This is a genomic window from Bacteroides sp. AM44-19, assembly GCF_003603395.1.
Classification (GTDB): Bacteria; Bacteroidota; Bacteroidia; order Bacteroidales; family Bacteroidaceae; genus Bacteroides; species Bacteroides uniformis.
The window spans coordinates 1-14021 of sequence record NZ_QTNB01000031.1; the positions used below are offsets into that span (position 1 = coordinate 1).

General features: G+C 41.6%; 9 protein-coding genes and 3 pseudogenes. 9 read left to right on the plus strand and 3 right to left on the minus strand.

The features are described from left to right. The first annotated feature begins 18 nt into the window (after positions 1-18). Positions 19-2676 carry a PL29 family lyase N-terminal domain-containing protein gene (locus DW947_RS20280; RefSeq protein WP_117963044.1) on the plus strand — a complete coding sequence of 886 codons (2658 nt, stop codon included), beginning with the start codon at positions 19-21 and terminating at the stop codon, positions 2674-2676. A 131-nt stretch (positions 2677-2807) separates the two neighbouring features. Here the strand turns inward: DW947_RS20280 and DW947_RS20285 are convergent. Together DW947_RS20285 and DW947_RS20290 are read right to left on the minus strand one after the other, a co-directional pair. After that, positions 2808-3391 (minus strand): annotated as a pseudogene (locus DW947_RS20285) (nucleotidyl transferase AbiEii/AbiGii toxin family protein); the annotation flags it as partial. Further along, positions 3392-3814 carry a type IV toxin-antitoxin system AbiEi family antitoxin gene (locus DW947_RS20290; protein WP_227212974.1) on the minus strand — a complete coding sequence of 141 codons (423 nt, stop codon included), beginning with the start codon at positions 3812-3814 and terminating at the stop codon, positions 3392-3394. Between DW947_RS20290 and DW947_RS20295 the strand changes: the two are divergent. Then, positions 3814-3927, plus strand: a pseudogene (locus DW947_RS20295) (IS481 family transposase); the annotation flags it as partial. The gene DW947_RS20290 and the pseudogene DW947_RS20295 sit on opposite strands and share 1 nt — an antisense overlap. Before the next feature lie 148 nt (positions 3928-4075). Here the strand turns inward: DW947_RS20295 and DW947_RS20300 are convergent. Continuing rightward, complete coding sequence (locus DW947_RS20300; protein ID WP_117963048.1) at positions 4076-5614, minus strand: RNA-binding domain-containing protein; 1539 nt, start codon at positions 5612-5614, stop codon at positions 4076-4078. Between the two features lie 167 nt (positions 5615-5781). Here DW947_RS20300 and DW947_RS20305 point away from each other — a divergent pair, with 167 nt between their 5' ends. From DW947_RS20305 to DW947_RS20340, 7 genes and pseudogenes are all read left to right on the plus strand, one after another. Beyond that, positions 5782-6735: a tyrosine-type recombinase/integrase gene (locus DW947_RS20305; RefSeq protein WP_119958614.1), complete on the plus strand. Its 954-nt coding sequence runs from the start codon at positions 5782-5784 to the stop codon at positions 6733-6735. Between the two features lie 435 nt (positions 6736-7170). After that, positions 7171-10482 carry a hypothetical protein gene (locus DW947_RS20315; RefSeq protein WP_057087495.1) on the plus strand — a complete coding sequence of 1104 codons (3312 nt, stop codon included), beginning with the start codon at positions 7171-7173 and terminating at the stop codon, positions 10480-10482. A gap of 90 nt (positions 10483-10572) precedes the next feature. After that, positions 10573-10914, plus strand: a complete 342-nt coding sequence (locus DW947_RS20320; protein ID WP_005825747.1) for a hypothetical protein — start codon at positions 10573-10575, stop codon at positions 10912-10914. Positions 10915-11078: 164 nt separating this feature from the next. Then, positions 11079-12206 (plus strand): AAA family ATPase, encoded by a 1128-nt coding sequence (locus DW947_RS20325; protein WP_005825750.1) that lies wholly within the window; start codon positions 11079-11081, stop codon positions 12204-12206. 289 nt (positions 12207-12495) lie between these two features. Next, positions 12496-12783, plus strand: a complete 288-nt coding sequence (locus DW947_RS20330; RefSeq protein ID WP_227212894.1) for a HEPN domain-containing protein — start codon at positions 12496-12498, stop codon at positions 12781-12783. A gap of 96 nt (positions 12784-12879) precedes the next feature. Further along, a pseudogene (locus DW947_RS20335) lies at positions 12880-13059 on the plus strand (nucleotidyltransferase domain-containing protein); the annotation flags it as partial. Between the two features lie 288 nt (positions 13060-13347). Beyond that, positions 13348-14021: phage integrase SAM-like domain-containing protein (locus DW947_RS20340; RefSeq protein ID WP_243635113.1), on the plus strand; the 674-nt coding region annotated here is incomplete at its 3' end.

The following is a 14021-nucleotide window of genomic DNA, read 5'->3' on the forward strand; positions in this document are numbered from 1 at the left end:
AATTTAAAGTTTTCAATTATGAACAAGAAGTTTCTAAGTGTAATCCTGTTCAGTGCCTTAATGGTTGGTACTGCAGGAACGTTTACGTCTTGTAAGGACTACGATGACGACATCGATCAGATCAATAAGGAACTGACCGACATCAAGTCTCAAGTAGCTGCCTTACAGAATGCTGTGGACAATGGTAAATGGATCACCAGTGTAACATCGTCTGCGGATGGTCTGGTTATTACCATGAATGACGGTAGTACCCACAAAGTAACTAACGGTAAGGACGGTCAGAATGGCGCTCAGGGCGAACCGGGTGTAGCTGGTGATAAAGTTGTAATCGACAAGACTACGGGCGCTATCACTATCAATGATGAACCTACAGGATTCTATGCTGCAAAGAATGCCGAAACCGGCAAGTTTGCAGTTCCTGAAATTGGCGAAGACGGTTTCTGGTATGTAGTAAACAAAGAAGGTAAGCTGGAGAAAACTCCGTATCTGGCATCCCCGATTAGCGCAGTTCAAGACCCGACCACTGAAGTTTGGACCTTGAAAGTATGGGATTCTGCTACGCAGAAATATCAAGAAATCAAATTGCCGACTGCTGCTTCATTGCTGAGCGATTTGATTTTGATTGATGGTAAGCAGGATTTGACTTTCAAGAAATTCACATATACGGGTGAAGTTGCTATCAAAGATTGGAAAGGTCCTCGCACTCTACCTGCAGACAAGACCGAGACAGTAAATATTATTGCTTCTGTAGCAACTCCGGTTATTCAGCTCAATCCGACAAACATTGATGGTAAGGAGTTGACTTACTCATTGATTGATAGTAAGAATAACGTTCCCAGCCAAGTGGAATTGACTGCTACAGATTACAAAGAGCTGATTACGTTGACAAGAGCTGCAAATACCAATGGATTGTATGAATTATCAATGAATGAAACTTTTGTATCAGCAAATGCTGTTAATGCGTTCTTAGCACAATTCAAAGACGAAAACAACGCGTATAAAGGCTACGCCGTGGTTTCAGGCAATGCACGTTCTGAATATCAATTGAAAGTTGCAGAGCATACTGACGCTATTGAATTGACTAAGCTTGCTATCGCGGATGCGGCAAAAGCCAAAGTGAAAATAAGCAATAGTGACGATTTTAATATTGGTAGTACTTATGGCTCAAATGCAGGTACTCCAGCCGGTAAAATCAATGCTAACGAATGGTATTATGTTAGCGGCATCGAAGAAGCTGCATTATATGATATGCATCTTTCTGTAGACAATGATGCTAAAACTCTGTTCGGTATTGAAATCGAAGAAGTAGCCGGTGAATATAAATTCAGATCGACTAAGACTCCTGACAACATTACCAAGGCCGGTTTTGCATTGTCGATTGAAACAATTGATAACACAGGTGCCAAGAAAACTACTACAGTATGGTTAGGTCAAAGCAGCACAATCTCTGCTGAGGTTACTTACAATGTTAATTATCTGTTGAAGGCTGAAACGGCCACCAAAAACTATTTCTCAATCGACCTGGCTGAAATGAGAAATAAATTGGGCGAACAAGGTACTGCATTGTGGAATACAAGCGTTAAATTGAGCAAGACTACAATTGTAGTTAAAGCAGGTGACAAGACTATTGTTCCCGCCGAAACTACTCTTACTGCTTTAAATTCGACTTATGGTATCAATCCCGTATTCACTACAGAAGTTAAGGATAATGCCACAGCTGTAACTACCGATAAGGATGCAAAATTCGTGGCATTCCAAATTAACAATGCTACTGCCGGTACGCAGTTCAAAGTTAATACACAGTATAATGCAGTCATTACATTCATGAATAGCACTGGCGATGTATTGAATACGATTAACGTTAATTTCACATTTACTATTCCTGCTATCACTTCATTATTTGAAATTGATCCGGGATTCGTGAAAGAAGGTATTGCTAACTGCTATCTGTATGCAGACGACTTCAAGAAAGTAAATACTGCTGCTGGTGCTGCTACATTTGATTTGAACCGCATCTTCAAGAAATATCAGAAGACCGGATTTACTGTTACATTGGACAACAAAACCGTTGTAACTGATAATAAGAAATCTAATGAATTGGCAAATGTTGCTGGTAACGGTAACTTCACTGACAACACTTATGTAACATTAATCGGTGGCTTAGGACAAGAAAAGGGTTACAACCAAACATTGAACTATAGCATTTCTGGTAAGTTTGCTAATGCTTGGGAGTATCCTGCAACTGAAGCATTCACATTCAAAGCTAAGATTATGAGCCCGATTGAACAAGGTAAGGTTACTCCAAAGAGTGGCAGCAAGATTGTTATCAAAGCTACCGACTTGAATGGCTACAAACTTGGAAATGCCGTTGTGACTGGTTACACTTACAATACCGGTGTTTCTTATAAGGTATTGCCTGATAAGGTTGACGGTACTAACCTTGCATGGACACGTAATGACATCCAAACTGTAACAGCCAAGTCTGGTAACGAACTTTACTTCAAGCTTCAATCAGATACACCATCTCCTGCTACAAGTAAAGCAGAAGGTTACTTCACTTTGGAAGGCCAGCAAGTTGCTAGTACAGTTGATACTAACATTGAAATTACAGTAAAAGATATTTGGAACCGTACAAAAGCCAATACAGTTCCTGTTCAGATAACTGTTGATGAATAATAGAATCACTATTAATATAATAGTATAACTTTTAAGTAGGGAAAGACCTCTCTTTAAAAAGAGAAAGTTCTTTCCCTACTTTTTTATCCACTCTTCTTTATTTACCAATACTATACTAGCATAGCACTTACTTATATCATATCTATCAGTTTCTCTTTGACAATTTCATAACCCGCAAGCGGATTAAAAGGCTCATTGGGATGAAGGAGCAGTTGGGTGTCTCCCCGAAAATCCGGGTCTGCCATTTTTTCCTCCATATTAGCGATGATAACATCGCATAAGTTCATCCACATCAACCTCTGTTTTTGTCAGCGCCACATATAGATCAAATAAATCACGTCCTTTCTTGCGTTGATACAAAGCTCTCAATTTAGTGCCCAAGAGTTCATTAAGCTGATAGGTCGTGATTCCACATCTTCCCGTAAGCCTGCTGTTTTCAACGACGAATGGAATTTTCACCAGTCCGAGTTCATTGAAATGCTCAAAGCAGTTTATTTCAATTTTCAATCGTATTTGGATGACAGGCGGAAACTCAGATTCCATTCTGAACAGCATCGTATTATTGTAACGTTTCTGTTTGGTAACGCGGTCCGGCAAAAAGCTTAACACTTTTCCCAATCTAAACATAATGGGGTTTGATTGCTCCCGGATTAATTTGTACTAAATCAATGTCTTCACTGTAGCGTAGCTGAGGATATAAAAGAAGCTCTGTTAATCATATGTCATCAATATCTATATTTGTATTTGCTTTTATTTTCCAGCGCGTATTTTTCTCCCGAATACCCGTACCATGACGCGTACTGAGAAATACATATTTGAATGTTTTTGTACATTTGCACAATAGGTCATATAAATCATCAGCTTGCTTCCCTTCCTGCAGTACCACATCCAGAATAAACCCAAGCCGTTGAATTACCGCTAAGGAGGTATATGAGAACAAAGAATCCGAAGTGTCTGAAAAGTGTATCAACTCAGACAGTTCTTCCAATATAGTTGCAGCACGTGATAAACCACCGATATGCTGTTCATGCACGAGGTCCACAACTGTCAATTGCGCATTAGAGTAATATATACTTGTTTCGGAATTTTTCGTCAAAAGGAATTCAAAAGGTATCTCTTTTCTGTAATTCCAAGCCAATAGAAACCTGTCATCCCGGTTTTCTTGCCGCCCAAGATACTTATTATGTCGGATACATCAAAGGTGTCGGACACATTTATCAGCAGACCGTCATCGATACTTACTCCAAAATCAGGAAACAATGAAACCGAATGAGGCTGATAAAACTTCATTCGGTTGTGAGAGTGAAAAAAGTTGCGTAACTTCGCAACAAACAGCTGACAGTTTTTTTTGTCCGATAATAAACCAACTGTCAGAACAAGTCTTGACTATTACACGTTATTAAACAACTTCCCAGTACCCCGATGTTCTACTGCCAATCCGAGTTATCAGCCCCTCCCGTTTAAGCAGCGCTATTCTATTTTTTATTGTTCTCTCAGAAAGTTTTAGCACTTCACTCAACTGTCCAATGGTTATATATGGATCTTGTATAATTGCTTCCAATGTACTTTGGGCAATCTTTGGGCAATCTTTGGGCAATCTTTGGGCAACATTAGTTTCATCCTGCCCCATATTACTCAGTGATGTTCCGGTATCGTCCTTCATTCTGACTACATTGCCGCATCCTTCATGTACGGGTATGAACATGAGGAAGTAACTGCGTTCCTCATCGGTTTCGATAGAAGCACGTGGTGAACCGTTTTTAGCCAACTCATCTTGTATTGTAGGAATTCCAGTGCAGCGACCTTCTGTCAAGTCCAGTTCTTTCAAGAAATCGCCCAGGCGATTATTCCTATATCGACGTGAATGAAGACTTTTACATTCTCGCAAAGCTTCGTTTGATATAGAGCGGTCCGGTCCTGAAAGGCTTAATATTCTTATCCCTTCCGGTTCTACGGTTATCTCCACTTCTTGCTGTTCCTGATAATCGCGATGATACATCGCATTGACAACACTCTCCTCAAGTGCCTGATACGGATAATTGAACCACCGTTCCGACCGCATCCTATCTTTCGGTTTCGAGACATATTCTGTTATGACAACGTCTTTTAAATATTGCATCGCTCCTCTAATGATTGTTGGAACAGAGCCTTTGAACGTCTTTTCTGAAAAGCGGTTGGGGTTCTGTATCTTACCTTCAGGGAAAACCACAATGGATATTTGTGTATATGGAAAGAACTTTTCGGGGTGGTTACTAAACATCATGGCAGCCACGTTCTTTATCATCCGATTCTCTGTAGGTCCAATCAGCAAGTCCAGCCGTTCAAGCAGATCCATTGTGTCAAGGTGTTTCAATTCACCCACCATTCGACTTCTTACCTCTTGCAGATACTCACGAATCAATACATAATCAATATCCTCTTCTTTGATATCAGGATTGCCACGCCCATCAAAAGGCACACGGCTTGCCATATCCCGCAATTCATCGAGTACCTCACCTTTAGCAACAATACTACTCGTACCAGAACGTATATAAAAAGCTTCTCGCTTATCATTGCCATTCGTCACATCCATACGGATTGAATACGGACGATTGACACCTGTAGGTGCCCATATTACTACAAGGTTTCTTCCATCCACTTCTTCAACAGAAATGCGTGGCAGATAATATGGGGCAAACAGATTATTGAAACCCACCATCTGCAGCTGTATCTTATCCAACTGTTCAGTCGGCACACCGGCAACAGGACGTTTGGGCATACCGTTTTCTTCTTCTACACCTACAATGATATAACCTCCCCCAAGATTATCCAAATCATTGGCAAAAGCACAAATAGTATGGTATATACTCGCAGGATTCCAACCTTTTTTGAACTCCACCCGATTACTTTCCACTTTATTACGATGCAGCAGGTCTTCTATGTTTATTGGCAGTGACATATAGTGTTCAATTATTTAATTCCACCAATGAGTATAGTCAGTATGGTGTATTCGTATTGCAATTTTCAATGCGAAGTTTCTCGCAAATATAAGAAATATATTCGTCTCCCTTATATTCATCTAATTTATTTATATTGCAGAATAAACCTTTTATAAATAAATTGGAAATGAATAGAAATGAAATTACCTTACAAGAGATGTTCTCCTCAGTCATCGGGGAACTCCGGGAAGGCGGCAGGTGGGGGACGGCACACATCTACCAGTCAGCGGTGAATGCATTCTCGGCATTCACCAAATGGCAACCGATGCCCATGCGCAGGCTGAGCCCGACCGTACTGAAGAGATTCGAAAACTTCCTCAGGCAGAGGAACTGCAGTTGGAACACCGTATCCACCTACATCAAGACAGTACGCTCAGTGTATAACCGGGCGGTGGACAGAAAGTACATACGGTATGTACCCAGACTGTTCGAGCATGTATATACCGGCACACGGGCGGACAGGAAGAAGGCGCTCGAGGCATCCGACATCAGCAGCCTGGTAAGGGAGACGGAAAGGAGCCTGCAAGGAGGGACGCTCCCAAACACACAGCAGAGAACAAGGATTTTCTTCGTACTCATGTTCATGCTCAGAGGCATACCCTTCGTGGACCTGGCGTACCTGCACAAAAGGGACTTGCAGGGGAATGTGCTGTCTTACAGAAGGCGGAAGACAGGACGGGCGCTGACCGTGTCACTCACACCCGAAGCCATGCAGATGGTCAGGATGGTGGCGAACAGGAACCCCGACTCCCCCTATCTGTTTCCCATCCTGCAGAGCGAGGAAGGCACGGAAGCCGCATACCGGGAATACCAGTCGGCACTCAGGGGATTCAACCAGCGGCTGGCAGTACTCAGGCAGTGCCTGGGAATGCAGTCGGCACTCAGTACCTATGCAGCCAGACACACCTGGGCCACAATGGCTTACCATTGCGAGATACACCCCGGAATCATATCGGAAGCCATGGGACACTCCTCCATCACGGTGACGGAAACCTATCTGAAGCCTTTCAGCAACAGAAAGATTGACGAGGCCAACCAGAGGGTAATTTCTTTTGTAAGAAGCGGAGCGTGTACAGTATAAAAGACGTTACTTCTTTTGATAGGATAGAATAGATTTGTTGCGCATTTTCCGGAATCTTCAAAATGAGTTTTGAGGAACGGAATGGTGTTGTCTTTACGGAGCTCCCATCGGTGCTATCAATGGACTGTCATTCAACCTTTTGAACTGAAAAATACATACTTTCATTCTTTGAGAGCCTCATTTCATCCCTTTCCAACTGTCATCTTTCTGGACTTCCAATCCTCTTTCCAATATCCCAACGGACTGTTTTTTACTATTCCAAACAAAACCGGTCTATTTTCTCCTTATTCCCTGATTATTAACGGAATTAACAGGATTTCATTACCTGCGAAGTAACGGAATACTTAGTAACAAAAGAAGTATGCGAAAGGGATTCAAAATGAGAGATTATTCACTTTTTATTTTTTTAAATTTATAAATTTAAAGTTTTCAATTATGAACAAAAAGTTTCTAAGTGTGATCCTGTTCAGCGCCTTAATGGTGGGCACTGCAGGAACGTTCACGTCTTGTAAGGACTATGATGACGACATCAAGGACTTGCAGGGACAACTGGACAAGAAAGCTTCACTTGATGACCTGAATGCAAAAGTTGCTACTTTGCAGACAGCTGTAGATGAAGCTAAAACTGCCGCAAACGAAGCCAAGGCCAAAGCTCAGGAAGCTCTGGATAAGGCTGGTTCAAGCGAAGGAGGAGTATCTGAAGCTGATTTAGAGAAATTACAAGATGCTTTGGAAAAAGAAATGGAAAAGCTGGCATCTTTAGAGGTTGTTGATACTAAGATCAAAGAACTGAAGGAGAGTCTGGCAAGTGAGTTTATTTCTGAAGCTGATTTGAAGAAATTGGCTACAGATGTCGAAACTCTGAGTGTTAAAGTTATGGCTTTGATTGGTCACCGATTGACCAGCCTTACGCTGATTCCAACTACGCACATCAACGGCATTCCTTCAATTGAACTGCTGACACTGACGTATACACCGCAGGTTTTTGCTGCCAAGAACTATGCTGACCACGAAGCAGACCCGTCTAAGCACACTGATCGCCCGGTTTTGGACCACACTGCTGTAAAGGGCGCCAAGGCACTCAGCATTTCTACCGAAAAGAATGAGGTAAGCTACAAGATTAGCCCGAGCATCGGTGTGATGAAAGAAGATGTTAAGCTTCCTATGTTTGAATGCTTTACCTCTCAGAACGTAACAAAGGCTGCTCCTGAACTTTCTCAGAACAAGCCTCTCGAAGTTGTAGACTACGATGTAAAAGACGGTGTAATGACTGTTCTTTATAAGAAGAATGCAGATTACGTAGGCAAGAGCATCGGCACAACCGGTAGCGCTCACGGTGAAGGTAAACTTGAAAAGTTCTGGATGGCTTCTCTGAAGACTCCTATTGCTGACAAAAACCTGACAGATGCTGAGAAAGAAGCTGGTAAAGACGTATTTGTAAATTCCGAATACAGCCGTATCGAAGAATCTACTGTATATCCTTATTTGGCTAACAAGAAGATTGACTTCACGAAGGACTTCACGACTGATTTTGCAGACGAAATGCAGGATGGTAAATACGTTCATTATCATGACTCTCTCTGCTTGTATAAATCAGGCAACGAACAATTGGTTGATGTTAAGCAGTCATATGACAGTCCACTTGACTTGAGAACGTTGGTTACTGTATGCTATACTTATACTGACAAACAACACGCTTCTCACAAGGAATTGACGAACTACGCCGACTATGGCCTGGAATTCCGTTTCTCTTTAGCAAAAGCTAAGTATCTGCAAGGTGACCGTAAGACTGACGAACAGGCATTCGGCCGCATCTTGTCTGACGGCTACACGCTGAAGTCTGAAGTTTACGACGTAGAGTTGGGAGATACAGAATATTCCAAGACTTCCATCGGTCGCGAACCTATCATTCGTGCTGAATTGTGGGACAAGAATAATGGCAACATGATTGCTGTACGTTATATCAAGATTCGTTGGACCGGTGAAAAGGATCAAACGATTGCTGCCATTACATTCCCGAACGATACTGTAACTTGCAAGGATATGTTCCAGCAGTTGTTCTCTAAGGAAATGAACGAGAAGATCTATCATATGGTTAAGTTCGACGGTGGTCAGAGTATGAGTAAGACTCAGTTCCACAGCATCTATACAGATATGGAGATTCTTGAACTGAGAAAAGACGGCAAGAAGGTAGATTTGTCTAAATTAGCTGTTTCTAAGGTGGCTACTGACTGGCAAGAAGGTTCTGACAAAGTTGGCAAAGACGGTAAGGAAGCGATTAAAAACAATAAAGACCTTGTATTTGCTTTATTGCACGATGCTGAAGACAATACGTCTTACAACTTAGTTTGGGCTATGAACCCGAAGACTGTTGGTACATTGGCTTACAATGAGTCTACCAAGACTTATGCTTCTACATTCGAAATCGACGTTAAGTACATTGACGAAGCTGGTTTGAATGGTGATATCAAGCAGACATTCAAGCAGACAATCGTTGTTCCTGCACAGAAGTTTGCATACCAAGGTACATTCTGGAAGAATGGTAAGGGCGAAGGTGTCTTCAATGTGAATCCGATTGTTTACACTACTGCAAATGACGGTGGAACACAGAAAGACCCGCATGTATATCCGGGTATTACTGACGGTTGTACGCTGAAAGACTATAGCCACATCGAAGCTGACTTGGTTAATGGCTTTGTATACGAACCGACCAAAGAAAAGCCAGCCAACTTGGCTCAATTCATCCAGTATATTCGTGAGTGTGCAGAGGTTAAGTTTATCTTTGACGAAACACGCATGAAAGACCTGACTACTTATCCGCATTTGAAAGACTTTGTCACAAGCGATGACAAAACTCAATTGTGGTATAAGACTAAAGGTACAGCAAAAGACGAAGTCGTAAGTGACAACAGTAACATCGGTAGAACGGATGCAGGAATTAATGATTATAAACAATCTAACGATTTGGCTGCCACTATCAATAACCTGATGGGTGCTGATGCTACAGAAAACAAAAAGAACTTGCCTTGGAATTATGATGAAAAATTAGGTAATAGCGTAAATGAATGCTCCAGTATCATCCGTCTCCACGAAAAAGATGACTTGAACGGTACTGATGCCGCCCTCAAGTTGATTGGCAAGGAAGTTCCTGTACAACTAGTTGTTGCATACAATGAGTTCAATGTTATTCCAGTTCAAGAATTTGAGGTACACTTCATCAACCCGTTGACTATTGACGGTTCTATCAGCGACAACTTCGTTGATGCTGAAATTGACGGTAGCTTCTTGAGCGTTGCCAAGAACTTCACATTCACTGACTGGAATAATAAACCGGTAGCTGCTGCTGTAGCTGACAAGGCCACTGGTGATGAAGTTTATGCACATGCTTTGTATGACTACTATGCCGTACGTGAAGTCAAGTTCTTGACTGATAAGACCACTACCAGCTTGGCTTGGAATGCTGCAACCAGCACTTATGAGCACAAGGAGGGTACTACTGACGGTAAATTGCCGACCAATGCTTCATTGAAGATGATGAATTGGGATGAGTCTACAGACAAGTCAACAGCTAAACCTGTCGATGCTGACCCGACTCACTTGGCATACTTCAACAACCATGGTACTCCGGTTAACGTTGACTACAACATGTTCCTGACTGTAAATGTCAACTACAAGTGGGGGGTATTGAGCAAGGATAACCTGAAAGTCATCGTTAAGAAGGCTGCCGGTACACCGAGTGCCAAATAATTAAGAAGAGATTCTTGATATAATTTAATAAAAGGGACGTCCTCTTGCAGGGCGTCCTTTTTTTCAATCTTTCATTTATAAATATCAGATATGAAGAAAATACTATTCATTTTGACTGTGTCAGTTTCACTCATCTGCTTTTCTTCATGTAAGAAGTCAGCAGCTACACATCCTTTTCCAGGCAAATTCGTTACTGAAACCGGTATCCAATTCGACCTTCGAGCCGACTCCACCACCCTGATTCAATATGATGATTCCAGTTCGTACGAGGGTACATGGAAAGTCTATAATCAAGGAGATACACTAAAGTATGCCACTATTGAGTTTGCCGGTTACTTTAACTATTATTATCTGCGTAATGGTAAACTCTATCGCAATGAACATAATATGATACGTCAAGCTCTTGGTGAAGAAATTGAATATCAAGATTAAAACAGAAAATGGCTATTACTATTCCTCTATTCTTTGGATGAGGAAAAGAATAGCCATTTCATACGATAGTCAACCACACATTTCCAATAATAATCGTTTTATGATTATCATCTTATGATTATCGTGATATTTTCCTTATATTTGCGTGTAAACTCAATAATCATATGAAAAATCCATTTGTTACGAACGGCTATGTATCACCGGAATATTTCTGTGACAGAGAGAAAGAAACGGCTAAAATTGTCTCACTTTTGACGAATGAGAACAACATTGCATTGATTTCCCCACGCAGATTAGGCAAAACAGACTTGCTGCGGCATTGTTTTGGACAGCCGGAAATCAAGGAGCATTACCACACTTTCATCATCGATATCTATGCCACAAGCTCTGTACGCGATTTTGTGAATGTTTTCGGCAAGGCTGTACTGGATGAACTACGTCCAAAAGGAAAATCCGTATGGGGTACCTTCTTGAATGTACTGGCCTCCCTTCGTTCCGAAATAACATTCGACATGAATGGACAGCCTACCTGGGGAATCGGTCTGGGAGCTATAACTAATCCCTCTGCAACATTGGATGAGATATTCTCCTATCTGAATAATGCCGGGAAGCCTTGCCTAATCGCCATTGATGAATTCCAGCAAATAACCAAATATGCAGACGATCCCAACATAGAAGCGGCACTACGGACACATATACAACGCTGTTCCAATGCCCACTTTGTCTTCTCCGGGTCCCATAGGCATCTGATGGGGGCAATGTTTACTTCTCCGGCACGTCCATTCTACCAATCGGTTACACTGATAAACCTGCCTCCCATTTCTGTTGATAAATACGCGGAGTTCTGCCTTAGGCACTTTGAGCGAGCAAGCAAACACTTAGATACATTAGTGGTAACAGAGCTATATGAGCGCTTCAATGGTATAACTTCGTATATGCAGAAGGTTATGAACATTTTATTTTCCATGACCGGAACTGGAGAAATATGTATTCCCTCAATGATAGATACTGCCATTAACGACCTTCTGGATTTTTCTGCCGATACCTATGATGCCTTATTATATCAGATGCCCGAAAAGCAACGTATTGTGTTTATGGCAATAGCAGCAGAGGGAAAAGCTAAGGCTATCTCAAGCGGTGACTTTGTACGTAAATACAAGTTGCAATCTGCCAGTTCTGTCTCTTCAGCTGTAAAAGGACTACTGGAAAAAGACTTTATTACGTATGATAAAGGCATTTACCAGGTATATGATCAGTTCTTCCAACTTTGGTTGCAAAGGAATAAGCTTTAATGGTTTCTTTCTTGAATCTTATATTCATTCTATAAACAATTTAGAAATGAGTAGAGATGCAGCAGGCTTTGCAAAATATAATTATAAGACTAAAGTAAATACCTTCAATATGGTTCCAACGGATAAAATGTTGTAGCAAATCATTGTTGTTTGAAGGATAATAACTATCTTTGTTCTAAAGACTCGAAATATGGATAGTAAAGTAACCTTATTGGATTGAGATGTCAGATTATGATTTGGAAACAGCGAATGCAATGCTGCTTACAGGCCGTTATCTCTATGTCGGTTCATGTGCCATCAAACAATAGAGAAAATTCTCAAAGCATATTGGACTAATTGCTTAATGGAAGTTCCTCTAAAGATACATCCACTATCCAGACTTGCGGAGAGAACGGGATTGGACAAGCAATTGTCGGAGGAGCAGTTAGCCTTTATAGACAAACTTGAACCTCTTAATATAGAAGCCCGTTACCCCTCTTATAAAGAAAGATTAATGAAGAGCTTAACCAAAGAATACTGTGCTGAACTTTTGAGCCAAACTAAAGAGTTGCAATTATGGATAAAGAACAAGCTATAAACCTTGCCAAACGCTATAAGGAAATGGTAGCGGAGAAGTCCATTAAAGGCCCTTTATCTTTATGGTTCGTACAGTAAAGGAAATTATAGAGCAGACAGCGATATAGATATTGCTGTGATAGTAGAACGCCTGGATGACGATTATTTTAAAGATACTCCTCTATTGTGGAAACTTAGACGCAAGATAAGTAACCTTATAGAGCCAGTCCTACTTACAGAAGATATGGACAATCCTCTTTATTGTGATATTAGAAAAACTGGAATTCTAATACAATGAAGTCTTGTTTATCACATGCCATCTATTTCTATAATTTATATTCTTTTTTACTTCCAACGCATATTCTTCTCCTAAATCTTCGTACCATACCAAGTACTGCGAAATACATACCTGAGCGTTTTTCTCTTACTTATTCCCTTCTTCATCCAATCCCTATCATGACTTAAACATTTTTCTCTTGCAGCAATAATCACTTGATATTGCAAAAAATGAGGGATATGAAATCATTGTATTTGCAGCTATAATTGTATATACTTGTAAGATAAACCTTTTATAAATAAATTGGAAATGAATAGAAATGAAATTACCTTACAGGAGATGTTCTCCTCAGTCATCGGGGAACTCCGGGAAGGCGGCAGGTGGGGAACGGCACACATCTACCAGTCAGCGGTGAATGCATTCTCGGCATTCACCAAATGGCAGCCGATGCCCATGCGCGGGCTGAGCCCGACCGTACTGAAGAGATTCGAAAACTTCCTCAGGCAGAGGAACTGCAGTTGGAACACCGTATCCACCTACATCAAGACGGTACGCTCGGTGTATCATCGGGCGGTAGACAGAAAGTACATACGGTATGTACCCAGACTGTTCGAGCATGTATATACCGGCACACGGGCGGACAGGAAGAAGGCGCTCGAGGCATCCGACATCAGCAGCCTGGTAAGGGAGACGGAAAGGAGCCTGCAAGGAGGGACGCTCCCAAACACACAGCAGAAAACAAGGATTTTCTTCGTACTCATGTTCATGCTCAGGGGCATACCCTTTGTGGATCTGGCATACCTGCACAAAAGGGACCTGCAGGGGAATGTGCTGTCTTACAGAAGGCGGAAACCAAACACACAGCAGAGAACAAGGATTTTCTTCGTACTCATGTTCATGCTCAGGGGCATACCCTTCGTGGACCTGGCGTACCTGCACAAAAGGGACCTGCAGGGGAATGTGCTGTCTTACAGAAGGCGGAA